Below are 26,389 nucleotides of genomic sequence, written 5' to 3'. Positions count from 1 at the left end.
TCGTGATTAAATCCATCGCTTTATTTGTATCGAGTATTACGGCTTCATTCTCTCTACTGGCCAATACGGAAATAACAGGCTCTGCCGGTGGAGAGCTGCGCTATTTCATGCAAGACGCCCTCTACGAAGTGCAAGAAAGAACTTACGGCTCAGTCTTTTTTAGCCCCGAAACTTATACCGAGTGGAATGATGGTGAAGACAGCTTGCTGTTTAAGCCCTTTTTCAGGGCCGACCAACACGATGAGGAAAGAACACACTTCGATGTTCGAGAACTGCAATGGATGCATGTGGCAGACACATGGGAAACCAAAGTAGGGATTGGAAAAGTATTCTGGGGGCAAACCGAGTCTATTCACCTGGTTGACATCGTTAACCAAACCGATGCCATTGAAGCGGTAGATGGCGAAGATAAACTTGGTCAGCCTATGGTTAATGTTTCTTACTTTAGTGACTTCGGCACGTTTTCAGCATTTGTGTTGCCCTATTTTAGAGAGCGCACCTTTGAAAGTGCAGATGGACGTTTGCGTCCGCCCATTGCTGTAGGAGAAGCCTTGTACGAGTCGGATGGTGAACAAAGCCATGTTGATTATGCGCTGAGGTGGCAATCAAGTATCAGTGATTGGGAAGTGGGGCTATCTTATTTTTCAGGTACAAGCAGAGAGCCAGAACTTGTTACTACGATAAATGAAGAAGGTCAGCCAGAGATTCTTCCCTATTACGCGCAAATCAGTCAGGTAGGCGTGGATTTACTTACCGTATATGGTGCGTGGTTACTTAAATTTGAGTCGATATATCGTGAAGGACAATCGGAAGATTTTACTGCGGTAGTAACAGGTTTCGAATACACCACACAAGGCGTATTCGATACTCAATATGGCCTAGGCGTATTGAGTGAGTACCAGTTCGATGAGCGCGAAGATAACTTCTTTGCTGTGGGTCAAAATGACCTTATGGTGGGCTTACGGTTTATCTTTAACGATATTGATGGAACCGAAGTGCTCATGGGATACGTGCAAGATTTAGATGAATCGAGTACCTCCAGTGCATTTATTGAAGCGTCTAGTCGTATTTCACCTCATTGGCGCTGGAAATTGGATGGCTATTTCTTTTCAAGTGATGATACTGACGATACCTTTTATTTCCTAAGAAGAGATGATCATCTTCAATTTACCCTTGAGTACTTTTTTTAGTACGAGGCGTTATTTCTGATTTAAATTAAATATTTACACTCGTAACCCTAGTTATTTACTATTAGGGTTATTTTTTGTGGTTCTAACTTGAGGTTTTAATGAAGCAGTTTGTCGTTGGTTTTATTGCGCTTTTTTCAATGTTTAACGCACATAGTGCTTCTACTCATTATGGTATTGCGTCAGTTGGGTTTAGTGATTTTGAGTTCACAAATGTCGAGAATAGCGGGCTAGCTTACAGTGTTGCTTTCGGGCGCCAAATCCATAGACAGTGGTATGCAGAAGTGGGTTACCTTAATTTAACTAATGATAGCGAAGATGATACCGAGCTTTCGGGTGATGCGCTTTACCTTGCTGTACTTGGAAAGGCGAAAAGCGAGTACGGGGAACTGTTTTATAAGTTAGGTATCGCAAACGCTGATATTGCAAGTACGCGTTACTGTGGCAACTCAGCGTTATCAGGTGATGCATGCTCATTTGACGAGGGTGTGGTGGCAGGTATTGCTGGCCTTGGATTTGATTATTATGTTGGTCTAAAATCTATGGTGCGACTGGAATATATATATTTAGGCGGGGAAGACGACCTATCAACGCATTTAGTGTCTTTGGGCTTTCGTTATAATTTTTAATGCTCAATAGGGTTGGGTGACCAAACACATACAAATATAGCGGTGTAATCCAAACACTATCATTCAGCGTAAAAAGAGTTGCTAGTCAAAAACTAAGGAACCATTTATGAAAAATGAATTAGACAGTAAATTCCTATTACAGGTGTTTGAAAAAATCCGAACTAACGGTGATAAGAAAGAAGATCAGTATCATCTAAATGGTATCGTTGCGTACACCGACCTCGATGGCTACACGCTATTTATTGAAGATAAAAATTGTAAACTGCAATTTGGTTTCCATAATCAATATCACTTTGATTACGAAAAAGACGATCACTTTCAAACTTTTGAGAAAAAGCTGAAGCAGATAGATAAAGAGTACGGCGCTCACTAAATCGCTTGATTGGGGAGGGCAACCTTCTTTCAAAAATTGACGTTTATCGAGATTGTTAAACCACATCATGGCGCATTGAAAACAAAATACCACGGCAGTAGTGTCGAATTATTCCACCAACGCACTTTCGACTTTAATTTGGTCTGCTACAATAGCGCTCCTCTTAATTTGTTAGGAATAGAGTGCGTTGGCTGCGGCAATTAAGGCTCCTAAATTCAAACTGTCTTTTCTTACTCCAAAATTTTGGCCGGTATGGCTAGGAGTATTCCTTCTCTACATCATCACTTGGCTCCCTCTACCAGTCATACGATTTATTGGTGGTGGTGCAGGTAAACTGATTGCGAAAATTGTTCCTAAGCGCGTGCGCGTAGCAAAGCGAAACCTTGAACTTTGGAACCCTTCATTATCAGAGTCAGAAGTGCAGGCGCTATTAAAGGAAAACGTGCGTAGAACCGGTATGGCGTTATTTGAAACGGCTATGGGGTGGTGGTGGCCTGATTGGCGAGTGAAAAAGGCCATAGAAATTGAAGGTGCAGAGCATGTTGAAGCGGCCATAGCCAGCGGCCATGGGGTTTTTGGTATGGCCCTGCACAATATGAATCTTGAATTTGCATGCAGGGGGATTGGTTATTTCCACCCAAGTATCGCCTTCTATAGAAAGCACAATAATCCGCTAGTCGACTATTTACAGTACCATGGTCGTAACCGCTCAAATAAGTACATGATTGATAAGCGAAATGCCAAGGCCTTGTTAATGGCCTTAGAAGACAAAGAGCTTTGCTTGTACCTTCCAGATCAAGATTACGGACCAAAGCAAAGCGTGTTCGTCCCCTTTGGTGGGGTAGCTGAAACCGCGACCACTACTGCTACGCTGATGTTTATTCGTCGCTCTACCAGTGTACCCATGATAATTACGTCTCAGTACACTGCGAGAGGTTACAAAATCAAAATATACCCTCCATTGACGCATTTAGGGGATATGGACGATATTGCTGCATTAACGGAATTGAACACCCATATCGACAAGGCCATTAAGGAGCAGCCCGAAAGTTACTTGTGGATGCACAAGCGGTTTAAAACCAGACCCAGTAAAGACACCCCATCATTGTACTAACGGAGCAGTTACCTATTACATCGTTAGGTGTACAATTACTGATGTAGCGCGCTTTTTGTGCGTAAGGTAAAAGCGAGGTAAGCTGTACCTTGGGTTTAAGTTATTGGATGCATTAATAAAGTCATGGCTAAAAAAGGTTATTCAAATACATTATTTTGGGCGCGTCACGTTGCGCTAGCATTCGTATTGATAGTGATTGCGGGTGTGATGATTTATTTGCAACAAAATAACAGTGATGACGTTCCTTCTGGTAAACCCGTTGAAGAAAAGTCGGTGGCAAAGGGATTGAGCGAGTTTTACCGCGAATTTAGAATGTCTTCCACCGATCCAGTAAAAGAAGAGCAGGGGAGTTTTGTCATCGAAACTGGTGGCGTTGATCCTCAGCTTGATAGCCGACTAGAAAGCATGTCCAGCTTGAATACGACAGTAGATACTAGCTGGACTGGCGAGCAAAAATTCCGCACCTTTAAAGAAGGCAGTACGCTGCGAGAAGCTATCTCTACTTTTGCGCAAGCCGAAGGAATGCAGCTGATATGGAATTTAGAGCAAGACTTCATAATCAAACATCAGTTTCAGTTAGATAATACGGTAGCCGGTTCGTTGGCAAAAATTGCTAGCGCTATCGACAGTAGCTTCGAAGGGCAGGTGAATGCCTATCTATGCCCCGAGCAACGTTCCTTAGTAGTGACCGCTGAAGAAACCGAATTTTTAGCTACCCGATGTACTCTAGTTCGTTGACGATTAGTTAAATCAAAGGTGAGCTACTGCTCACCTTTGTTATTATTATCATTACTGCCGTCAGTGTCGGCACCACTGTCATCACTCTCGGCACCACTGCCAAACAATGCCCGCCAATATTCACTTACCGTTTCTCTCATTTGGCTTAAATGCTCGGTTTGCTCTGCATACTTTGTGTCGGCAAGAGTGAGGTGATGATATTGTTCTCTTAGCGCAAGGTAAGCTTGTTGCAGCGCGTGAGATTGTTTTTCATCAATAATGCCTGCGTTATGGGTAGCGTCTAGTAAACGCAAATTGTCTGAAAATTCCGTTAAGCTTTCAATCTTGCTCGCATGGGCTAACACCCAGTACTGAGTCATAAATTCAATGTCCGCAATGCCTCCCACACATTGCTTTAAATCGACTTTTTGATTACTTGCAGTAAGTAAATGCTTGCGCATTTTCGCGCGCATTTCGCTCACTTCAGTAGATAGCGTAGGCTGGTCTCTATGAATAGACAGAATGTTATGACGCACAGTATTAAACGCACTAAGCAGTGATATATCACCACAAATGCCGCGGGCTCTCACCAGCGCTTGATGTTCCCATGTCCACGCCTCTTCTTGTTGGTAGCGCTCAAACCCATCTATATGACAACAAAGCAGCCCGGCATTACCGGAGGGACGCAAGCGTAAATCCGTTTCATACAGCTGACCAAATAAGGTTTTGGTATTCAACAAATGCATAATACGCTGAGCAAGTTTGATGTAAAACTGCTGGGCTTCGATAGACTTAGCCCCATCGGTGGTGGACTGTCGGGGAGCATTGTGCAAAAACACAAGGTCGAGATCAGAGCCATATCCAAGCTCGTAGCCCCCAAGCTTGCCATACCCAATAACCGCAAAGCCCAGTTCGTCATCATTCAAGTGACGCGGCACACCGAAGCGCGCTGAAACTTGATGCCACGCTGCTTCAATAACGTGCTCAAGAAGCACTTCCGCTAATACGGTAAGCTTATCGCTTACATTCGCAATAGGTAACGAGCCGCTGATATCACTGGCTGCAATACGCAGTTGCTGACAAAGCTTAAACTGCCGCCATGTATCCATAGCGAGCTCAACATCGTCGTGTTCAACTCGCAGCATGGTCTGCCGTAACTCTTGGGCGTATTCGTATTTACTGGTGGTAATATCTGAGTTTTGTTGCTGCAAATAAAGCGGAGTAAGCAGTTCATCTAACAGCAGCGGGAAGCGTTTTATTTCATTCGCTATCCATTCACTTCTGTCACATAACTTAACCAACTGTTGGAGCACGTTGGGGTTTTCCAGTAATAAGTCTAAATAGGTTGTTCTGCCCGTAATTGAATCTATCACGCCGAAGATTCGTTTTAGTACATTGTTTGCTTTACTGGGGTCGAATTTAATCAGCACACACAGTATTTCGGGGATGAGTTTATTAAGCGTGTCTTCGCCTTTTTGACCCATTCGATATCCGCGCTGATTGGTTTTAAACTCTTGTAGCTGGGTACAAATGCCTTGCGCTTCCTCAACGCTAATGAAAGGGGTTAGCGTAGTGCTAAACTCCTCTTTATCGAGGGAAAGTTGCCAGGCGTCGCGGCATGCTTCAAACAACGTATCTTCGCTAGTGTGAGTATCTTTAGCCTCTTCAACTAATTCATTGAAATGCCCATGTATTCTAGACATGGTACTTTGCAGCTTCGCCATAAACGCGTCATAAGAACTGAAGCCTAGCACGGCAATTAATGCGTTTTTCTCCCACTCACTATCGGGCAGAGTTTGAGTTTGACGGTCTTGGCATTGTTGAAGCGTGTGCTCAGTTTTACGAAGAAAGAGATAGTCTGTCCGAAGTTGTTCAGTCACATCAGGTTCAACAATTTCAAAATCAGCAAGCTTATCAAGGGTAGTAAGTAGTGACTTACTTTGTAACTCAGGCTCTCTGCCTCCATGGATAAGCTGAAAGCTCTGCGCAAAAAATTCAACTTCGCGAATGCCGCCTGCTCCAAGTTTAATATTGTTGCTCAAGCGTCGGCGTCTAATTTCCGTAGCGATAAGATGCTTCATGTTTCTCAATGCATCGATGGTAGTAAAATCTAAGTACCGCCTGAAGGTAAAGGGGGTCAGTATGGCGTTTAATGAGGCCACGTCTTCTGAATTGTCATCGTTGATCACCCGCGCCTTCACCATTGCAAAACGTTCCCAATGACGGCCTTGCTCTTGATAATAATCTTCCATGGCGTCGAAGTGCATCACCAAAGGCCCTGATTCACCGAATGGCCGCAGTCTCATGTCTACACGATAGACTTGGCCATCCGGTGTAACCTTGTTGAGCGCTTGAATCAATTTTTGCGCTAAACGAGTAAAAAACTGCTGATTTTCAATAGGTTTCTTTTCGCCATTTGTCATGCCTTTCTCGGGGTAGGCAAAAATCAAATCGATATCTGATGAAAAGTTAAGTTCACGGCCACCTAATTTTCCCATGCCCAAAATGTACATATGAATAGGGCCATTTTCACCCCACGGCACACCATGTTTTGTACTTAACATGGTGTAAAGCCATTGGTAAGCTGATGTAATTAATACATCAGCTAACGCAGAAACCTGTGCTAACGATTGCGTAATAGTCTGTTTGTTAAGTCCGTCGCGATAGGTGATAGCAGCCATATAAAAATGGCGACATTGGCGCAGGACAATAAGCAGTTCATCTTCGGATTTAACATTTTCCAATTTTTGGGCAACAGCATAATTGTAAAAGGTATGCGGCTCGTCAGGAATAGATTCAATCAGCATAGCGCCAACCCACTCAGGGTGCTGAAGGCAAGTCTCTGCAAAAAATAGTGAGCGGCCAAATAGGGTGGTGAAGTCGTTTCGATGATGCGCTAAGTCACTATTAAAGCGTTCATTATCTGAAAGCTTTTCCCAGGTTTCGTTAGCTTGTTGTGCATTGCTCATGGTAATTGTGTTGTCTGTTGGCATAATACTGGCTTCGACAATAATAAATATTTCAAAACATTGAGATAAAAAAGAGTCTGTCACAGTTTTTAGGGCGTAACCACCCTAAGGTTGTGTTTAGGTAAAAGGAGTAATATTACGTGGATGCTTTAATTAAACTCGTGCCGCTTGGTTCTGATTTATGGATTTACCTTGCCATCGATGTAAGTATCGCCCTAGCACTGTTAGTGGTTATGAAGTGGGTGACTGGGCTCATGCGAAAAAACTCTGTCACCGAAGAGCTTGGTATTAAAGATAATTTTGCTTTTGGTATTAGTATAGCCGGTGGCATGTTGTCACTTTGTATCGTGCTAAGTTCGGTAGTAGGTCGACATATCGGGCAGGGCTACAGTGAAGCTGCAATTGGTATGGTAACGTTTGGTATTGTCGGTATTCTGCTGGTGAAGTTTGGTCGTTTTGCCCACGACAAACTAGTGCTTAATCGCGTAGATACCCATGCCATGATTTCTGAGCGAAGCGTAAGTGTTGCACTGGTAGATGCTGCAAGCTTAGTCGCTAGCGCCATTGTGCTGAAAAATATTATGGTATGGGTAGATGGTAGTGACATGAACGCCATTATCGCTATCGTGACAGGATTCTCGGTAGTACTTACCATGTTATTGGTGATGACCCGTATTTTGGAAGTGCGCTATGCAAAAGATAATCAAAACGATTCATTTCAAGGTGCTTTGCGAAAAGGGCAACTGGCCCTAGCTATCGAACATTCGGGGAATTTACTAGGCACCGCTATGATTGTTTCAGCGGCGAAAAACTTACTTATCTATAACCCCTCAGGTTATGTAAGTAATGTAACAGGCTGGCTAGTGGTAAGTGTAGCGTTAGCAATCGCATTGCATATACTGGTGCTTATCAACAAAAAAGTGATTCTGTTTGGAATGAACTTTAGACAAGAAGTCGATCAACAACACAACGTTGGTGTAGCGTCGCTAGGCTTTACACTAAGCATAGGTACTGCCATGGTGATAAATGGTGTGCTGGGTGGTTAATGTAGTTTGTAAGCTACTAGCGTAATGCTTTAAGCATGTTTTTTTTGGGGGGGGGAAGTGCTAGCCTCAGATATTCATGGCAAAGATGCACGGCAAATATTTGTGGTTCAACCTTGAGAGCTTTAATTAAAAACGATACTACTCATACTCGCAAGGAGAAATATACTGGCTGTTTCGACATAGATCTTCACATAGGTTTTCACAAAGGTTTCCACATAAATTTTTGGGCAAAACCTTCTGTTTTACGATAGCCCGTTTTTTCTGTTTAGAAAGTCGCTTTACTTTGTATTCAATTTGCGAGGCTGTCGACCTATCACCAATTAAAAAAATGGCCCTAAAGTGAAGCGGGCCTTTTCCTTTCAAAGCCCGCGCACCACCAACAATATCACCTCTATGCTGAGATATTCTTCGCGCCGGCGAAGTCGTAATACCCGTATACAAGTGACCTAGTTTATTTTCGATAAGATAAAGATACCAAGTTGAAGGCTGTTGGTGGGTATTCACGTTGTTGGCTGTTATACTCATTGGCAATTTGAAATACATCGATAAAGTTGTCTCATCAATGATTTTACCAGATTTTAGTAAAGCGAAAGTGCTTATTGTAGGTGACCTAATGTTGGACCGCTATTGGAGCGGTGGTACAGGTCGTATTTCCCCTGAAGCCCCTGTACCAGTAGTAAATGTGCAGTCCTCTGAAGATCGCCCCGGCGGCGCGGCAAATGTGGCGGTGAATGTGGCTACCCTTGGTGCTAAAGTCACCTTGCTCGGTATGTGCGGTAACGATGAAAATGCCAAACTATTACGTGAGCGCTTAGAGTCTTATGATATCGATTGCCAGTTTTTCGCTGTCGAAGGCCAAGACACAATAACCAAGCTTCGTGTGATGAGCAGAAATCAGCAATTGCTTCGACTTGATTTCGAAAAGAGCTTTGCTGATTCAGATAAATCTGAACTAGAAAACGCATTTGATGGCGCCCTTGATGATGTTGATATTGTTATATTGTCTGACTACGCCAAGGGATGTTTAAGCAACCCTCAAGCACTTATTCAAGCAGCTAAAGCAAAAGGTAAGCGAGTGATTGTCGACCCTAAAGGGAGTGATTTCACTAAATATGCTAATGCTACGCTAATTACGCCGAATCTGGAAGAGTTGAATCATGTAGTCGGTGAATCTAGTTCTGAAAAGTCATTGGTTGAAAATGCACAACGGGTCAAATCTGATTTGCAGTTAAATGCTTTACTACTGACCCGTTCTGAACAAGGTATGACCTTGTTTGAAGGCAATAACGCGGAGTTTCATTTGCCGGCGAAAGCCAAAGAAGTGTATGACGTCACGGGTGCCGGCGATACCGTGGTATCAACATTAGCTGTGGCGTTAGCATGTAAATTACCCCTACAAGCGGCATGTGTGTTAGCTAATTTAGCTGCCAGTGTAGTGGTAGGAAAATTAGGTACGTCTACCGTCACCAATACTGAATTGGCGCTAGCCTTAGGTGAACAATCTGTTCATTTAGATGGCGGTGTAATGACCGAAGGTCAGCTTGAGATGGCGATGGCTGCGGCGAAAGCTAGGGGAGAACGTATTGTAATGACTAACGGCTGTTTCGATATTCTCCATTCCGGCCATGTGGCGTATTTAGAAGAAGCTGCATTGTTAGGCGACAGATTAATCGTTGCGGTAAATACTGATGCGTCTGTCACCAAACTTAAAGGCCCTGGACGACCTGTAAACAATACAAGTCGCCGTATGGCCGTGTTAGCGGGTTTAAGTGCCGTGGATTGGGTTGTGCCCTTCACTGAAGATACGCCGCAGCGGTTAATTGCCTCGTTATTACCAGATATATTGGTGAAAGGGGGCGATTATAAAATTGATGAAATTGCTGGCGGCAAAGAAGTCATTGCCAACGGCGGTGAGGTGCAGGTGTTAACGTTTGAAGATGGCGTTTCGACCACCGGAATCATAGAGCGTATAACACGTAATAAGCTAACCTAGCGTTTCGACGTTATTTAAATTTATATCTCAGTAAATGTAGTCGTTTGCTAGCCACATCACTTAATTGGTGAGCTAGCAACATAAGCAGTTTTTTAAACGGATACGAGCATGTACGAAAGTTACTACGGACTTAACGCAAAACCTTTTCAGTTAACACCAGACCCTGGTTTCTTTTTTGCTAGTAAGTGGCATAAACGCGCCATGTCATACCTTCAATATGGGCTGTCTCAGGCCGAAGGTTTTATTGTCATTACGGGTGATATAGGTACAGGGAAAACTACTGTCGCAAATAGTTTATTGGCTGAAATCCAAGACGATATTTTCGCAGCTCAAATCGTAACGCCGAAGCTGTCTCCTGATGAACTGGTTAAAATGGTGGCCTCAAAGTTTGATATAAATACGGACGGAAGAAGCAAAGCTGAAATTTTAAAGATGCTTGAGGTGTTCTTGTACGACTTGAGCACCCAAGGCCGCCGTGCACTACTGCTTGTTGATGAAGCGCAGAACTTACCGCTAGAATCGATAGAAGAGCTACGTATGCTGTCTAATTTTCAACTTAATGGTAAGCCGTTAATTCAAAGCTTTTTACTAGGGCAAGAAGAACTACAGCCCATTTTGCGTGCCCCTAACATGGAGCAGTTCAGACAGCGAATTGTGGCTTCATGCCATTTAGCGCCGCTCACCTTAGATGAGTGCAAAGAATATATCGAATATCGCTTACATCATGCTGGCTGGAATGGCGAAGATTTATTTTCAGAAGGGGCGTATGAGCGCATTTATCAGTTTACTCGCGGTGTGCCTCGTAAAATAAATACGCTGATGGATCGCATCATGCTGTTCGGCTTTCTTGAAGAACTTAAAAGCTTTGATGAAGACGCCGTTAAAGAAGTGATAGATGAAGTTAAAGCAGAAATGTTTGAGCCAGAGAGTGGGGTGGGTCATTCAACATCCCAAACCCAAGATTATGCAGGGCACCCTGAAAGCAGAGCTATTATGACACCAGGCGGTAATGTCATACGAGATAGTAAGTACTATCTTGATATGTTGGCAGAGTTGGTAGATGCGCTCGATGACGCAATATCTCATAAAGTTAAAATGACGCAGTATGTAGATAAACTAATGAAGAAAAAGTTTAAAACTTACGTAAGGCTGAAGAGTACGGATAAGAGTGATACCCAGTAAAGAGTCATTTACTGCCCCCCATTTACTGAGATTCCATATTACTGATAGGTGTAGGTAACTGAAAGCGTTATTCGCCTATCGGTGTAATCGCTGCCGTAAAGACCCCCACCAAACGACAAATCTCCGCTCTTATCTAAATAGCTTACGTCCAAGCTTGTTACTAAGTGCTTCCCGAAGCTTCTATCTAGACCCAAGGTCGCATTTAAGTTATCACTGCTGCCGTCATAAGTGTTGTCTTCAGACTGTCCATCAATTCTGGCAAAGCTTAAAGATGTGTTTAGATTTGTATATGAACCTAATTTATAAGACAGTGTGGTAGTCATTGAGAGCGTACGCTGAAGCCTGTCTTCATCTAAATAATCGTTTTCAGAATATAGCCACGAAACGCCTAGATTTACTCTTGAAAAATCGTAGCCCATTTGGAAATTAGTGCGCTTCTGGAGAATGATTCGGTCGTCGAAATCCAAATTTTGGGAATTCAACTCAACAAATTGTTCATCAGCGGAAGGTGAATAACTCAGACTTGCCGGTTGAAAACAACTTGCGATAGATGTTGCTCCTACAGGGCATACAAAAACCCCCAAATTTTCAGGGTTTGATAACAAGCGAGAGGTATTAGTAACATCTTCACTATAAGAAAGCGAAGACCTAAAATGTTTTGAGTTATAGCTCATATTGGCAGAAGCAGAGTCACCGTAGAATCGACGACCATAGCTGCCACCTATTTCAGTACGTGAACTTAATGCCCACAACAAATCGAGCCCGACAAAGGTCTCGTCATCATCTTCACTGGTATCAGAATCACTTCTGTTTATCGTAAGTGCAATATATCTATTTTCAGCTTGACGATAAGTCAGTCCTGCGCCATAGGAATTAAACTCACGAGTTATACTATTAGTATCGGTTCTATCTGAGATCTGATTCGCTTCATGAGTAGCTGTTAACCGAATAGCCCATTTTTGCAGAACACGAAAGTCGGTAAAAGCTTCAGCAGACCGCGTTATGAAGTCTCCACGAGATGATTGGTTGCTAGCTGTATTTTGGTATGAACCCGTTACTTCCCATATTAAGTATCTAGCATATTCCCCATTAGTTAGTGAGCCATATAACTGGTATGAGTCATTGTCGAGAGGGGTATCATTCGCAGACGTGGATTCAGAGGCGACATCTGAATATGATGCACTCCCTTGAGCATTTACCCAATTGTTGTTCTCGATAAGAAGTGACGATGAAAGTGTGTTATTGCGAGTTTTTGCTAAGCTGTTCGAATTTGTGAGGAAATCAGAAACTAAAAAGCTACTTGAGTCTCCATTTCGATAATTTAGTGCGCCGGTCGCTTGGAAAACCAACGCTCTTCCAATAGGTGCCCATTGCGCGGAATAACTATATTCTGCGTAGTCTTGAGTTTGGCCAATATCGTCGTTGTCACGTTCTAAATGCGTCAGTGTGCCCGACCACAGCCCACTAAAAGTACGAGTTTGATATGTGGCATTTACTTGAGGTATTACTGAGAAAGTGGTGAGTGACAGCGTATCTTCATCCTGCCTCTCTACTTCTTGGAAAATACTCTTCCCTTGCGCGGAACCAGTTATATCGAGCTCAGCGTAAACACAAGGCGACAGTGCACCGAGACCAATCGCCAAATATGCTTTTCTTGATATGTTTCTGTGCACGACCTTGCGGAACTTAGTCTTTACGCTCAGAGTAGTAATATCCATAATATCCGCTTCCATCGGTGTCATAGTGCACTGACTTGTTAACCACAAATCCAATTGCCATATCAGGGTTCAATCGTTCTACAGACATTTTAACGTCGTTAAGTTTCGCTTTACCTTCTTCCACGACAACTACTGCTTGACCTGCAAAATTAGCTAAAATAGCGCTTTCATTAATACCAATTAGCGGAGGCGTGTCAAATATCACAATTCGGTCAGGATAACGGTTGGCAAATTCATCAACCGTTTCATGCATTTTATGACTAGCAAGCATCTCCGTAGAAAGGTGATGCGATCGACCCGCAGGGATAATTTTCAACTTGTCGATGTTGGTGGAATACAGCACTTCTGAAATATCGTCGACCTCACCAATAAGATACTCCATTAATCCCTTACGCCTCTCTAAACCTAATGTGTTTAGCACGTTCGGTTTTAGCACATCCGCGTCTACTAATAGTACGGTTTTATCCTGCTCTGCAGCAATACTCAACGCGAGGTTTGTCGCAGTAAATGTTTTACCTTCAGAAGGGCGACTGCTTGTAACCATTATAATATTAGGGTTATGAAGGGTTTTAGCGAGTGGGCCAAAAGCGTTAGCGAGTAATTTCCGCTTAATCTCTCGGTACTCTTCGTTAATTTGTCTGCGCTCACCAGATAGAGAGATATGACCATTGTCACTTAGTCTCTCTAGATTAATCTTAAAACCGCTCTTGGGAGATTTGGTCTCTGGCTTAGCAACGTCATTAGGTTCAAGTTGAGGCTCGGTAACGTGATTGCTCGCGCTTTCCTGATTCGAGCTGTTTGCTAAAGCGTTTTTCTGTTTTTGTTTTAACAATGCTTTTTCAATTGTATTAGACATTAGAAAAACCTCTCGATTAAATTAATATTCATCACTTCTGCAGCCACTAATATACCATATTGCAGCAGAATCATCCCGCAGGACAAAGCGAAGATTAATAATCTAAATTTGTTCTTTTTCTGAATGTTGACAATATTTAAATGGCTTACCGTTCCCCATATTGGGTAGTCTGAGAGACTGTTTAATTGCTTAGGTCTTATCAATATCGGAGAAAGCTGGCTTACTAGAAACGCTACACCTACTCCAGAACCAAACCCTGCAAGTAATACTGCAGTGTAAAGGATTAGTCTATTTGGACCTGACGGTGAACTGGCGGCAAGAGGCGGCTCTATGATACGAAACTGAAGTTCTTCAGCAGAAACTTCTGCCCGTCTTGAAAGGCCTGCGGCTTCTCTTCTTGACAATAACTCTTCGTATTTCTTTTTCGTTATTCCATAGTCCCTATTAAGCGCTGAGGACTCCGCTTCAATCTGCGGTATTAAGTCGACTTTAGATTCAAGCTCCGCAATTTTATTTTGTAAATCTGTCTCTTTTACTTCTAATGAGGCAACCTCACTTTGAAGTTTACTCATTTCTAGTCGGATTTCTTGAGTTAGCTCGTTAAGAGGTAATTGGTCTTCTTCGTCAACACTTGAAAGGAATGCCTCAATCTCTCGCTGACGAGACTTCTCTAAGCTAGATAGGAGCAATTGAGATTCAACTACATCAGGGTGTTTATCTGTGAACCTAAGTTGAAGGCGGTCTAAGTCTTCCTCTAATTTTCTGATTCGATCGTCATATCGAGTTTTTAAGCCGGAGTTTTCTTGATTAGTTACCGCAAAACTATCTTTTGCTGATGTTTTCTTTATCTGCGACTTCAATGAGTCAACTTGTTGTTTAGTCTGTTTGATGCTTAAACGAGTTAACTCAAGTTCCGCATTAAGACCTTGGAGGCTGCTATAATAAGTGCCTGAAAGGGGGAGAATATTATTGTACTGACGTTTAAATTGGGCAAGTCGTTGTTCAGATTCACCTAGTCGGCTTTCATATTCAGCAATTTGCTCTTCTAAAAAACGTCCTGCAGTATCAGTGTCCCGGCGGTTGTTTCCTAATGAGCCTTCCACAAAAAGGTCTAACGTCTCTTGTACAACCCTTTGTGCGGTAATTGCGTTGGCATTAGCAAATGAGATGTTATAGATGTTGTCCCTGCCAGCTGAACGTAAATCAATTGATGAAGAAAGTTGGGTTACTAAATCTTCAAATTCTCTTTCTGAATTAGTGGTAATATCTAAATCACTCTCTCGAGCTATGGTTTCAACGTTAGTTCTACTTAGTAACGTCCTGGCCATCATTTTGACTTCTTGATCTGGGTCAGACTGAATAGCGAGACCTTTCAGCAGAGGTTGAAGAACCGAACGGGTGTCAACATAGACTTTTGCGGTAGAGGTGTACTGATCCGGCAAATTGGCAACCATAAAGAAGCCAATTGGGCAAATTATCCACGACATAATTATGACATGGCGTTTCTTAATCCAAATCCCTTTTAGTAGATCTAAAAATTGGAGTAAGGTTTGTTGTAAATCCTGCATTTAAATGTTCCGTTTACTACTTAGAACTAAAACCAAGCTTCTGGAATAATAATTATATCGCCTGGGAGAATGTCTACATTTTGTTGAATGTCACCGCTTCGAATTAAGTCGTCAATGCTTAGGGCAAATGTGGATTGCTGTCCATTGATTACGCGAACTAATTTTGCATTATTACCGTCAGCAAACTCCGTTAATCCGCCAACAGCTATCATTAAATCGAGCAAAGTCATGTGTTCGGTATAACTTACCGCACTTGGGTTAGTGGCTTCACCGATAACTCTAACTTGTTCACTAAGAGGACCAGAGAAATTATTTACACTCACAGTAACTCGAGGGTTGTTTATGTATATTGATAACTGTTCTTCAATTTCGCGAGCGAGCATAGACGGCGTTCGTCCTGCTACATCGATATCCTCGACAAGTGAAGTAGTTACTTTCCCATCAGGTCTAACAATAAACTGACCGGACACTTCAGGATTACGCCAAACAAAAATAGTTAGCGAGTCGCCAGGACCGATTAGATATTGGTATTCATTTACATCGGTTGTTAATGATGCTCTGGTGGTAGCTTGGGGGAGAGTTGAAGTATTCGAGCACCCAGCAAGTATTAATACAAGTAAAAATGCAAAGCTTAAATGCATGTTTTTAAAACGAAACATAAGAGATCATCCTACACTCATTATGGTTAAATTGTTGCTTTCGGTGTTTACCCTACGGCAAATCTCACTATAATGCCAATAACAATTCTAGTCTATTAGAATAAATCCCTCTATGATAGGGATTAGTTCGTAGTATTAAGGGGCCAGGGGTGGCAGTAAATAAGCGAAATCAAAATAAGCGCTCTAATATTCTTGTAGTGACAGAAGCGCTACTTATAGCTTATATGGGATATATTACGTACTTTATCCTTACACAAGTTGGGCTTGTTTCATCAGTTCCACCGGAAAAGCTAATCATTAACGTAGGGTTACTTACCGTTTCTATTCTTCTTTGCTCACTATCTGTGGGCTTGTATGAAGCAAAACTAAGGGAAACTTTTCGCGGGATTATAAGACGAATATTTGTCAGTGTTGGGTTAAGTTACTTTCTTGTTGAAATCATCAGTAGAGCGTTATTCGATGATCTGGTGATGGATGCTTATTTCCTGCCGGCTGCTGTATTTTCGATTATCATCACGCTGGTCATTTTTCGCTACTTTACTAACCGCTTGGGGCTTTTGGGTTTAGGCAAAGTTCGTATAGTTGTGTTGGGTGCAGGTGAGAGAGCATCAATTATTGAAAAGCGAATGCGTCGCGATGTTGATAGGATTGGTTTTGAAATGGTTGGGTTTGTGCCTATTCCCGGTGACAACCGAGAAGATGGTATTCGTAGGGAAAAAATCGTTCACATAAAGGTGGATGAGAACTTCCAGCAGTTTATTAATGACAATGATATTGAAGAAATTGTCATTGCGTGTGACCAGCGTCGCGGTACTTTGCCCGTTGAAGTTCTTTTTGAATGCCGCCTTCGCGGTATCGAGGTTACCGAATTACTCGACTTTATGGAAAGAGAGACTGGGCAAATTGTTGTAAACTTGATGTATCCAAGTTGGGTTATCTATTCAAATGGTTTCCAAAGCCAAAATTATCTAAGAGATGCACTGGATTACAGCCTTAACGCCATATTAGCGTTATTTGTGTTCATATTTGTATGGCCAATCATGCTGACTACTGCTCTCATAATCTATCTTGATGATGGTCGCCGCACAGGGGTATCCGTGTTTTACGCGCAAGAGCGAGTTGGCTTAAATGGGCAGTTGTTCAAAATACTAAAGTTTCGAAGTATGCGGCCTGATGCCGAAAAAGACGGTGCAAAATGGGCAAGTAAAAATGACGATCGAGTAACGCGAATTGGGCATTTTATTAGAAAATACCGCGTCGATGAATTGCCTCAGTTGCTAAACGTATTTAAAGGTGAAATGTCTTTCATTGGCCCTCGCCCAGAAAGACCTCAGTTTGTTGAGCAATTAGTGAAGGAAGTTCCCTATTATAATCAGCGACACAATGTAAAACCTGGATTGGCTGGGTGGGCTCAGCTCAACTATCCCTATGGTGCAAGTGTGGAAGATTCCATGGAGAAGCTAAAGTTCGACTTGTATTACGTTAAGCACCAAAGTCTTCTGCTAGATATACTTATACTTATCAGAACTGTTGAAGTGGTGTTGTTTGGTAAAGGCAGATAGACTTCAAGTATTCAAATAGGGATTAAGAGTATGCTAGCAAGGAATAGCCTAATTGCGTTTGTTACGATGGCTATGGTCATATTGAGTTGGGCGTTATTAAACTATCCCGTTATGAAGACGTTGTGGGATAATGGCTTTGACGACGGTACGTACTCTCACGCTTATTTAATCCCCGCTATTATTTTATATCTGATATACACTGCAGCTGAACAAGAAAAGTTGATTTTTAGAGCAAAAATTAATTATGGATGGTTAGCTGCAGGCATTATCGTTGGCGTTTTATTTTGGATAAGTGTTTGGTCGCAAATTAGTCTGTTGTATTGGTCGTTATCCCTCTCACTGCTTATTCTCTTGAGCTTACAAGTTTTTAGATTGAATTGGTCGCTCATATTTCCTCTCTCTTACCTCATCTTCATTTATCCCTTTTGGGGGGCATTCGCTGGCTTTTTTCAAGAACTCTCTGTGTTTATGGTTACGTTCATTATGTCATTTACGGATATTCCCGTTTTTGTAGAAAATGAATATGTCACCATTCCTGCAGGTGTATTTGAAATCGCCAGAGGGTGTAGTGGTTTGCGGTATATCATCGTATCGCTTGCGATTAGCTCACTGTACGTGTTTCTTTATCTTAGAACATTTAAAAGCGCGTTTATCTTCATAGTATTTGCAATCGCAGGGGCTTTAGTCACTAACTGGTTAAGAATAGTTTTTCTCATTCTAATTGGTGACTATACCAATATGGAAAGCTCTTTAATGACGGACCATAATAACTTTGGTTGGTATATTTATGTTCCAGTGGCATTAATTCAATTTTATCTGGGTGGGAAATTAGAGCAGGCAGACGAAAGAAAGCGTTTAAGCAATCCCACCACGAAAGTAGCAGCGGAAGAAGTAGCAGGAAACTTTCCTGTGAAGATTACTGGGGCGATAGCAATAATAATGACGCTCTGCTTTTCATCATATGCCGCGCAAACTTCTATTCACAATACTATTGTTCTACCTGAGAATTGTGAGTCAAACTCTGAAAAGCTACACGATATTAATTTGGCCGTAGAAAACTACTCGTTCGTATGCAGTGATAGCAGTGTGGGCAATAACGAGCAGAGTCGTGTCTTTTATTTCAATGGCGAAGAATTAGATAATAAAGCAACATTTTACTTAAACACTGTAATACCTACCGACCACACATCCCTATCAAAAGAAGTGTCTGACAGAACTATTCAAGTAGTCAGTCGTGACAAGTTGGGTGGCTACTGGCTTATTAAATATACTTATGAAATCGAAGGGCAGCAGTTTTCTTCTGTACGAAGCTTTAAACTTGCTCGAATTAAAAGCGCATTAAATGGGGTAAATGCCCATCGTTTGGCGGTTACCATTACTAAATGCTCTGGTGATTGCTCCTTACTAAGTTCTACATCCGCACTAAGCTCTTCATATGCTGAGTCTTAAGTAATGGAAGCGCGCATTTTAGACTCAGAACAACAAATAGTAGACATCAAAGAGTCTTGGCAGAAGCTTTATAAACATGCAATAAACAGCAATGTTTTTCTAAGTTACGATTGGATCACGACGTGGCTAAATGTATTCAAAAATCATGTAACGGCGTTTTCAATCATATCTATATGGGATCTTGATGAGATCATATGTTTATTACCTCTTTACAAACGCGTAGGTGACAGTACCGGTACTTTTTGGTTCATAGGGAGTGGTGAACCAGAAACGGCAGAAGTATGTAGTGAAGGCCTCGATATGCTGTCAGTTAGTTCGTTTAATTCCGAGCTTAGTCAACTTCTCACAGAGGCGATTGACACTATTGGCCTAAAGAAGTTAGTAGTAACAAATTGCTCTAAAGATAGTCAAATTAAGTCAGTGTTTGATCAGCTAGGTTATAGGTATCTTAAAGAATTTAGAGGGAATCGATATTTTATTGATACCCTTGATAGCGAAACTAAGCTCGAGAAAAAAACAGCACGTTATGTCAAAGCCGCTGAAAAGCTTGGTATTACGTATCATTCTGTAAACAGTGTTTCTGATTTAGCGCGTACCTTTGATGAATTGAAGCATCTTCACAATATAAAATGGCGACAGCCAGATCACCCTTCCATTTTTGATAATACTTCTTTTAACCGCTTTCACACCAGTATTTTGCAAGCGCTATTAGTAAGTGAGAAATTATCTTTAATTGCGGTAAAAAAGGGTGAACAAACAATAGCGGTTAATTATTCAATTATCTCTGGCAATGACTTGGTGTTTTATCAAAGTGGAGTAGACACTTCCTTTAAACCCAATATTTCTCCCGGTATGCTTTTGCATTGCGCACAACTTCGACAGGCTCGCACTTTAAAACTAAAATATTATGATTTCTTACTATCCAAGCCTCCTACCTATAAGGAAGGCATTACAGAGCACAGCCAGCCTATTTACGGCTTCACTTTTCATAAAAGTAGTTTTACATTTTTCTTTCAGTGTTGGCGAAACGCTATCATGAAAATATTGAGTAACCTAAGAGTACAATTCTTAGGGGAGCGTCATGGTAAATAACAACAAGCAAATGAGTAGCAATACTGCAAATCATGCCTCGTTTGGGTTCTTTCTTCTTTCAATATATACCTTTTTACTGCTGGCTCGTCCTCATGAGTGGCCGTTATTTGATATTGAATTTCCACTTTTGAGAACATTTCTGATACTGACGTTTTTCTCCTATTTAGTGAGCTTTAGACCGAAAATTTGGAATATCCAATGTACCTTATTAATTCTACTGCTTTTCTCTATGTTGTTATCTGAGATTCGCGCCTTTCGCTATTTTAGCGACCTGAGTAAGTTAATAGAGTGGGTTAACGCCAACATTATTCCATTTATTCTCTACTTCAGCTTGCTAAGCACGATTAAACGGCAAAATGTGATTTTTTTCATATTCTTGAGCTCTGCTTTAATTATGGTTCAACACGCCTACAGTCAAATGCAAAGCCCGACAGGTCAGGGATGGGCTGAGTCGGTAGTTTATCGTTACGATGGCGGGGGGGAGTCGGTCCAGGCGCGGTTTGTCGGAAGCTTTAACGACCCCAATGATATGGGCATGTTTCTTGTCATGAATATTCCAGTTGCAGTGTACTTTCTGCTGACAGGCAAGGGGGTGATGACGAGGTTGTGCGCGTTGGCCTCAGTCTTAGCGCTATGTCTAGGGGTTTATTGGAGTGGCAGCAGAGGTTCTCTTTTAGGGCTTTTGAGCGTTTTCTTTTGTTTGTTCTACATAAAATTCGGTAAAGTTAAGGCAATAATCCTTGCATCAATTAGTATTCCAGGCGTACTCGTTGCGATGGGGACTTTCCGTAAAATCAGTAAGGATGATGAAAGTGCGAGTCAACGTTTGACGGCATGGTATGAGGGTATTCAAATGCTTAAGCATAGGCCCTTGTTTGGCTTCGGCAAAGAACGTTTTTTAGAATATCACTCGAAGGTCGCACATAATACCTATGTCACGGTAATGGCTGAACTTGGAATATTTGGATATATAATGTGGGCGATGTTTATGATTACCGCCCTTTACATGCTTTTAAGTGTTATGAAATGCGAAAATGTTAGCCCTGGTCATGAAGAGGCGCTTAAAAAAGAGCAAGTCTTAAGTCAGTATTTACTGGTTGCACTTATTGGCTATGCTGTCACCGCGTTTTTTATAAGCCGTAGTTATATAATGGTCGTTTATATATTCGTCGCGATGACAGCCGCTATGTATTATCGCGTTGGAAAAATTACGCCACTTACACTCAATGGCGGCATAATTAAAAAAATTTGCGGGTTAGCGGTCATTAGCTTAGGAGCGCTTTACCTAGTCATTAGAATATTGCTATCACTGTAACTGTAGATGAGAACAATCAATTGAACCAACTAAAAGCTAGTGTCATTGTTGCTATGTACAACGGTGAAGCAACCGTAGAAAAGACGCTTATAAGTTTATTAGCTCAATCCTATGAAAACTTTGAAATTATTATAGTGGACGACGGCTCCACAGATTCATCAAAAGATGTTGTAGATAAATATATTGATAACCCGAGAGTTCGATATGTTTTCAAAGAGAATGGTGGGGTAGCAGCCGCGAGAAACGTAGGTATTGAGCATGCAGTAGGCGATATAGTTGGCTTTTGTGATCAGGATGATTTATGGAAGCCAAATAAGCTTGAAATGCAAATGAAAATGTTCGAGCAACACCCTGATGTCGGCGTTGTTTATAGCTGGATTGAAGTTGATAGAAACGGTGATTTTAGTATTAGTAAGCCGTGCTTTGAAGGTGATTGTTTCGAAGCCTTACTGATGCAGAATTTCATATCGTGTTGCACTGGAATGGCTAGGCGCAGTTTACTGCTTCAAATAGGAGGCTTTGATGAAAGCCGAGAATTGCATGGTGTAGACGATCGTCATGTGTGGCTTCGCTTAGCACGAATTACGCGCTTCGGCGTAGTGAATGAACCCTTGGCGACTTACGTAATCCATGGTGCCAACTATTCGTTAAATGAGGCCAAAATGCTTACTGCAGATTTAATCTGCATAAGTAAAATATCCTCAATTAGCGATTTGTCTGCACAAGAGAAAGCATGGTGCAAAGAAGCTGAATACCGGGTTTTTCGGCACTATGCGAGCAATTTTTTCTACATCAACGAGCTTAACGAATGTGCTTCTTGCTATTTGAATTCATGGAAGCTTAAAAAATACAGAGTTGATTTATTGATTGCATCCTTGATTCTGAAAGTGACGCCTCGCTCATTTTTGGTGTCCATTAAAAGAACGAGAAAAAGAATCAAAGGTGAAATGGTATGAAACCAAATGCGATTGTAGTGGTAGGCATGCACAGAAGTGGAACCTCGGCAGTATCGGGGCTTCTTTCCGAACTCGGTGTTTTTATGGGAAGTTCTTTGTTTGCACCGCAAAAAGGGGTCAACGAAAAAGGCTTTTTCGAAAACTCCTTACTTGTGGATCTTAATGACAGACTTTTAGACGAGCAATTATTGTCTTGGGACCACCCGTTAGCGCTTTGCATCGACCCTGAAATAGCTAAATCTTTAGCTGGGTATAGCGCTCAAGCTCAACATCTTTTAGATAAAGATTATGCAAAAAAGACCCTTTGGGGTATGAAAGACCCAAGAACCACTTTGCTATTGCCTTTCTGGAGAGAGGTGCTCGAAAGCAGAGGAATCAAAATTAACTTTGTTTTGATGTTACGTTCACCAATGGAAGTTCATGGCTCTCTTAAAAAACGAGATGGGTTTTCTATCAATAAATCTATGCATCTTTGGCTAAACTATACGCTTTCTGGTTACATCGGCGCAAAAGGGCTGAATCCTTTTATCCTCAAGTATCAAGACTTGTTGAATTCTCCAGACGATTCAGCAAGAAAAATATTTGAACACTTCGAAATATCTGTTGGCCAAAATCCTCAAAAACAAAGTTTTATAGATAAGAAATTAAAGAATCAACAGGCAGTAGAAGTTCCTGATGAGCCTCTCGTTAAACTTGCGATGGATGTCTATGAAACACTCAGTAGTGACGTGGTCGATGAAGTTCGACTATCTGAGTCAGTCAATGAATATAAAGCTTATTTAGCATCTTTGTCCGGCGTTCTTTCAGAGCATTTGAGTGCGGTTAAAACTGAAGAGGTTTATTTTAAACGTCACTTTTTAGACGCTTATGAGTCGATTTGGTGGAAACTAAGCTGGCCACTCAAAAAAGTTGAATCGTTTTTAAGAACAAAATATTGAGAAGGCCTGCTATGGAAAAAGTCACCATCGCTATTATTACTTGTAAAAGGCCTATTTGGTTAGCCCGATTACTCGATGCTCTACAGGAACAGGTATTCACAGAAAGTATAGTACCCTCTATTTTAGTAGTCGATAACGCTTGTGATGAAGAGACAAAGGAAGTTGTAGAGCAACGCCGCTCTGGTTGTATACCAATTCATTATGATGTTGAAAAACAGGCTGGCATTGTATACGCCCGTAACAAGTGTGTATCTATCACAACTTCTATGAATAGTGATTACTTGATATTCATTGATGACGATGAATGGCCAAAAGATAACACTTGGGCTTCAGATTTAGTTTTAAGTGCGAAAAGGTACACAGCAGATATCGTGACAAGCCATGTCATTTCAGTGGACGAAGCTGGTAAACAAAACTGGGCGACTGAAATTCTTTACCCTGCACCAGACCAAAGCGAAGGACAGGAAATAAGTGTTTTTTACACCAATAACTTGCTTTTAAGTAAACGCGTACTGGTAGAGATGTCGCCCTGTTTTGATGAGCGTTTTGCGATGACTGGCGCAAGTGATTATCATTTTGCACTTAAATGCACCCATGCAGGATTTAAGTGTATCTACACAGATGCGCCAGTTGTTGAAGAAATGCCTTCAAGCCGAAAAAATATAAAGTGGTTTTGTCGTCGTGGATTTCGTTCGGGTATAGGCTTTACACGTTCGCATATTTTTGAGGAATCGCTTATCAAAGCGGTGTTGAAGAGCCTTGTTTATTCACTCGTCCGCGTTTTGCGAGGTGTTCTGCTTATATTGAAGTCTTTATTGAAGCGAAATAAAGGTAGCCTTGTTGATGGATTGTTTAGAGTGTGTTCTGGCGTTGGCACTTTTATGGGGCTATTCGGCGTTAAGCACGATGAATACAAAAAAATTCATGGGAAATGAGCCGTGTGCGACATCGTTACGCCGATAATTCTTGACCCGAAACACCATTAAAACAGCCACTATAAATATCGGAACCGAAAATAATGATTCTTGCTTTATGTCGCGCAGTTAGCATACTCCTGCTTTGTATTGTATTCGTGGTCAGTTGCGCCTTTATCTTTAATATAGAATTATTTGATATCTTTTATTTTATCGATTTTTTACCTGACTACGTTTTATTTTTATTGTGTGTTCCAGCGTTAATTTTTCTTGGGAAGTCAAAACAATTTCTTGTTCCCTTAGCATTAGTTGCCATATTCTTTGCTTCACCTTTTAACCTCTCTTTATTCAATAGCGAGGTTGGCGCAGCGACAAATCATGAGAACCAGCTCTCAATTGCATCATACAATGTTGCTCAACGTGTAGAGAAAGAAAGACTATACAATTGGTTCGTGGAACAAGATTTAGATATCCTTTTTATTCAAGAGGCATCGCGCCTAGGTCAGTTCAATGTAGGTGAATATGAGGGTATCTATACTAATTGCGTTCAGCGCTTGTGCATATTGTCGCGTTTTGCGCTTGAAGAGCTAGATAGTCTTGATAGGAAACCTTTAGGCGGATGGGGTAGGTTTGTGTCATTACACAAGGTAGAAATCGAAGGGGAATCTGTTCTTCTAGCAAATGTTCATTTTGCATCAATATCTAATTTTGGGTATCGCTTTACTACGTTAAAGGGTTTTGAATCAAAGGTGTCTTTGTTTAAAGAGGCAAAGGCCGTTGAGTTTGGTCTAGTTAAGGCTTTGGTAAATAAGTGGTCTACCAACGATGCAGTCATAATAGCAGGGGATTTTAATATCACTGATAGAAACGCCCAATATGAACACTATTGGGGCGAATTAGACAACCTTTTTGCCGTCAGCGGTAACGGATACGGTTCAACCCGTAAAAGTAGGCTGGTAAGCCCGCGTATAGACCATTTACTGGTAACTAAAGCGTTTACACCTATTTATTCCGAGATAGGTGATGATTTGGGAAGTGACCATTTGCCAATCCTAGGTACCATAGTCTTGGAGGGAACCGAGAGTGAATAAGCTTAAATGTACTGTCTATGCTGATAATAACTCGAATCATTTACAGCAAATCTATACAGGGCTTACAATGCTGCATCGAAAGGGCACACTCAAAGTATCGATGCGAGTAGGTAAAGATGCTAGGAAAAGCACGGTGCCGTTCAGCGTGCAGCCTAATATACTGCACATAGAACTAGCTGGTAAAAAGTTGTGCTTTGATACATCTGATAGTGCTGCAATTGACCTCGAAGCGTACGCGCTTACTGATCATTATTTTAAACGTAGTTTTAACCCATCTTTAGAGCCCCACAATTATCACAAGAATGTTTATCCGTATGGACTAAATTACTTGGTGTATCCAGATGGATTTGATCCTTTCGGATTTAAACGTTGTGCGCTTTTTTACAGTACGAAAGAGTGGAAAAAAGAGTTAATAAAGCAAGCTGACTTTCTAGGGAAGTTACACTTCAAAGCATCAGTTTCTAATATTTATTCTCCTCCGGTTTTCAGGGAGGAACCAAAAGTACTTTTTTTAGCCCGCCTTTGGGATACTCAGAGCGACAGTTATTTCCAAATTAGTGAACAGCAAAAAGCTCAGAGAGAAGAGATTAATACACAGCGTGCTAAGTGTATTGAGCTTTTAAGAGATAAATTTGGGAGCCGATTTACCGGAGGGTTAATTGCTACGGATTTCGCAGTAAAGCAACATCCTGAATTAGTGGTTGATAACACCGGCCTAACGACGAAAAGTAATTACCTGCATACAGTGAAGTCTCATGATATATGTATTGCGTCTACAGGCCTTCACGGCTCTATAGGGTGGAAGTTTGGCGAGTACGTCGCGATGTCTAAATCAATTGTTGCAGAAAGAAACTTAAATTATGTTCCTAACTTATCTGAGGGGAATCACTATTTATCGTTTACCACTGCACAAGAGTGTGTTGATCAAGCTATTAGGTTAGATGTAGGCACAGATACTAGATTTAAAATGATGGAAGAGAATCATAGTTATTATAAGTCTAATTTAAGACCAGATGCCCTTTTAATGAAATGTTTTGAACAAGTGCTTTAGATAGATATAG

Annotated in this window: 23 protein-coding genes; 17 read left to right on the top strand and 6 right to left on the bottom strand. The window is 41.5% G+C overall.

Annotation, left to right across the window (positions count from 1 at the left end):
* Window positions 1-2: 2 nt before the first annotated feature.
* The 5 genes from AVL57_RS13830 (at window position 3) to AVL57_RS13810 (ending at window position 4,041) form a co-directional block, all read left to right on the top strand.
* Window positions 3-1,190: a hypothetical protein gene (locus AVL57_RS13830; RefSeq protein ID WP_138118207.1), complete on the top strand. Its 1,188-nt coding sequence runs from the start codon at window positions 3-5 to the stop codon at window positions 1,188-1,190.
* Between the two features lie 98 nt (window positions 1,191-1,288).
* Window positions 1,289-1,816, top strand: a complete 528-nt coding sequence (locus tag AVL57_RS13825) for a porin family protein (RefSeq protein ID WP_057790445.1) — start codon at window positions 1,289-1,291, stop codon at window positions 1,814-1,816.
* Window positions 1,817-1,922: 106 nt separating this feature from the next.
* Window positions 1,923-2,189, top strand: a complete 267-nt coding sequence (locus AVL57_RS13820) for a DUF3081 family protein (RefSeq protein WP_057790447.1) — start codon at window positions 1,923-1,925, stop codon at window positions 2,187-2,189.
* A 187-nt stretch (window positions 2,190-2,376) separates the two neighbouring features.
* On the top strand, window positions 2,377-3,303 hold the full coding sequence (gene lpxL / locus AVL57_RS13815) for an LpxL/LpxP family Kdo(2)-lipid IV(A) lauroyl/palmitoleoyl acyltransferase (protein WP_057790449.1): 927 nt from the start codon (window positions 2,377-2,379) through the stop codon (window positions 3,301-3,303).
* Between the two features lie 123 nt (window positions 3,304-3,426).
* The gene (locus AVL57_RS13810; protein WP_057790451.1) at window positions 3,427-4,041 is read left to right on the top strand and encodes a TcpQ domain-containing protein; all 615 of its coding nucleotides are present in this window, start codon (window positions 3,427-3,429) and stop codon (window positions 4,039-4,041) included.
* Between the two features lie 23 nt (window positions 4,042-4,064).
* Here AVL57_RS13810 and glnE read toward each other — a convergent pair whose 3' ends face one another.
* Window positions 4,065-7,013 carry a bifunctional [glutamate--ammonia ligase]-adenylyl-L-tyrosine phosphorylase/[glutamate--ammonia-ligase] adenylyltransferase gene (gene glnE, locus AVL57_RS13805; RefSeq protein ID WP_057796016.1) on the bottom strand — a complete coding sequence of 983 codons (2,949 nt, stop codon included), beginning with the start codon at window positions 7,011-7,013 and terminating at the stop codon, window positions 4,065-4,067.
* A gap of 116 nt (window positions 7,014-7,129) precedes the next feature.
* On the opposite strand from glnE, the gene AVL57_RS13800 reads away from it, so the two are divergent.
* The gene (locus AVL57_RS13800; protein WP_057790453.1) at window positions 7,130-8,035 is read left to right on the top strand and encodes a DUF350 domain-containing protein; all 906 of its coding nucleotides are present in this window, start codon (window positions 7,130-7,132) and stop codon (window positions 8,033-8,035) included.
* 138 nt (window positions 8,036-8,173) lie between these two features.
* On the opposite strand, the gene AVL57_RS13795 is transcribed toward AVL57_RS13800, so the two are convergent.
* Window positions 8,174-8,560 carry a GIY-YIG nuclease family protein gene (locus AVL57_RS13795; RefSeq protein ID WP_231751123.1) on the bottom strand — a complete coding sequence of 129 codons (387 nt, stop codon included), beginning with the start codon at window positions 8,558-8,560 and terminating at the stop codon, window positions 8,174-8,176.
* A gap of 37 nt (window positions 8,561-8,597) precedes the next feature.
* Between AVL57_RS13795 and hldE the strand changes: the two genes are divergently transcribed.
* Window positions 8,598-10,028 (top strand): bifunctional D-glycero-beta-D-manno-heptose-7-phosphate kinase/D-glycero-beta-D-manno-heptose 1-phosphate adenylyltransferase HldE, encoded by a 1,431-nt coding sequence (gene hldE / locus AVL57_RS13790; RefSeq protein WP_057790457.1) that lies wholly within the window; start codon window positions 8,598-8,600, stop codon window positions 10,026-10,028.
* A gap of 108 nt (window positions 10,029-10,136) precedes the next feature.
* On the top strand, window positions 10,137-11,210 hold the full coding sequence (locus AVL57_RS13785; protein ID WP_057790459.1) for an XrtA/PEP-CTERM system-associated ATPase: 1,074 nt from the start codon (window positions 10,137-10,139) through the stop codon (window positions 11,208-11,210).
* A 38-nt stretch (window positions 11,211-11,248) separates the two neighbouring features.
* On the opposite strand, the gene AVL57_RS13780 is transcribed toward AVL57_RS13785, so the two are convergent.
* The 4 genes from AVL57_RS13780 to AVL57_RS13765 are packed head-to-tail and all read right to left on the bottom strand — an operon-like array spanning window position 11,249 to window position 16,011.
* The gene (locus AVL57_RS13780; RefSeq protein ID WP_231701218.1) at window positions 11,249-12,853 is read right to left on the bottom strand and encodes a TIGR03016 family PEP-CTERM system-associated outer membrane protein; all 1,605 of its coding nucleotides are present in this window, start codon (window positions 12,851-12,853) and stop codon (window positions 11,249-11,251) included.
* A gap of 43 nt (window positions 12,854-12,896) precedes the next feature.
* Window positions 12,897-13,784, bottom strand: coding sequence for an XrtA-associated tyrosine autokinase (locus AVL57_RS13775; RefSeq protein WP_057790463.1), 888 nt, complete (start codon window positions 13,782-13,784; stop codon window positions 12,897-12,899).
* Window positions 13,784-15,352: an XrtA system polysaccharide chain length determinant gene (locus AVL57_RS13770; RefSeq protein WP_057790464.1), complete on the bottom strand. Its 1,569-nt coding sequence runs from the start codon at window positions 15,350-15,352 to the stop codon at window positions 13,784-13,786. Before AVL57_RS13770 ends, AVL57_RS13775 begins: the two co-directional genes overlap by 1 nt.
* A 26-nt stretch (window positions 15,353-15,378) precedes the next feature.
* On the bottom strand, window positions 15,379-16,011 hold the full coding sequence (locus AVL57_RS13765) for an XrtA/PEP-CTERM system exopolysaccharide export protein (protein ID WP_057790466.1): 633 nt from the start codon (window positions 16,009-16,011) through the stop codon (window positions 15,379-15,381).
* Between the two features lie 149 nt (window positions 16,012-16,160).
* Here AVL57_RS13765 and AVL57_RS13760 point away from each other — a divergent pair, with 149 nt between their 5' ends.
* The 9 genes from AVL57_RS13760 to AVL57_RS13720 all read left to right on the top strand — a co-directional run bounded on the left by AVL57_RS13760 (window position 16,161) and on the right by AVL57_RS13720 (window position 26,379).
* Window positions 16,161-17,573 (top strand): TIGR03013 family XrtA/PEP-CTERM system glycosyltransferase, encoded by a 1,413-nt coding sequence (locus tag AVL57_RS13760; protein ID WP_057790469.1) that lies wholly within the window; start codon window positions 16,161-16,163, stop codon window positions 17,571-17,573.
* An 81-nt stretch (window positions 17,574-17,654) separates the two neighbouring features.
* Entirely contained in the window at window positions 17,655-19,022 is a 1,368-nt protein-coding gene (xrt, locus tag AVL57_RS13755; protein WP_167542085.1) for an exosortase, read from the top strand.
* A 3-nt stretch (window positions 19,023-19,025) separates the two neighbouring features.
* The gene (locus AVL57_RS13750; RefSeq protein WP_057790473.1) at window positions 19,026-20,114 is read left to right on the top strand and encodes a GNAT family N-acetyltransferase; all 1,089 of its coding nucleotides are present in this window, start codon (window positions 19,026-19,028) and stop codon (window positions 20,112-20,114) included.
* Entirely contained in the window at window positions 20,104-21,429 is a 1,326-nt protein-coding gene (locus AVL57_RS13745) for an O-antigen ligase family protein (RefSeq protein WP_057790475.1), read from the top strand. The genes AVL57_RS13750 and AVL57_RS13745 overlap by 11 nt, the downstream gene beginning before the upstream one ends.
* Before the next feature lie 20 nt (window positions 21,430-21,449).
* Window positions 21,450-22,385 (top strand): glycosyltransferase, encoded by a 936-nt coding sequence (locus AVL57_RS13740; RefSeq protein WP_061997808.1) that lies wholly within the window; start codon window positions 21,450-21,452, stop codon window positions 22,383-22,385.
* Window positions 22,382-23,323 (top strand): sulfotransferase family protein, encoded by a 942-nt coding sequence (locus AVL57_RS13735; RefSeq protein WP_057790480.1) that lies wholly within the window; start codon window positions 22,382-22,384, stop codon window positions 23,321-23,323. Before AVL57_RS13740 ends, AVL57_RS13735 begins: the two co-directional genes overlap by 4 nt.
* Window positions 23,324-23,334: 11 nt before the next feature.
* A complete protein-coding gene (locus AVL57_RS13730; protein ID WP_057790482.1) occupies window positions 23,335-24,258 on the top strand; it encodes a glycosyltransferase family 2 protein in 924 nt (307 codons plus the stop codon).
* An 83-nt stretch (window positions 24,259-24,341) separates the two neighbouring features.
* The gene (locus AVL57_RS13725) at window positions 24,342-25,328 is read left to right on the top strand and encodes an endonuclease/exonuclease/phosphatase family protein (RefSeq protein ID WP_057790484.1); all 987 of its coding nucleotides are present in this window, start codon (window positions 24,342-24,344) and stop codon (window positions 25,326-25,328) included.
* Window positions 25,321-26,379 (top strand): hypothetical protein, encoded by a 1,059-nt coding sequence (locus AVL57_RS13720; protein ID WP_057790486.1) that lies wholly within the window; start codon window positions 25,321-25,323, stop codon window positions 26,377-26,379. Before AVL57_RS13725 ends, AVL57_RS13720 begins: the two co-directional genes overlap by 8 nt.
* Window positions 26,380-26,389 lie beyond the last annotated feature (10 nt).

This window comes from Alteromonas stellipolaris, from assembly GCF_001562115.1.
Lineage (GTDB): Bacteria > Pseudomonadota > Gammaproteobacteria > Enterobacterales > Alteromonadaceae > Alteromonas > Alteromonas stellipolaris.
The sequence above is the reverse complement of the archived record's forward strand: the minus strand, read 5'-3'. Positions and strand labels throughout refer to the sequence as shown.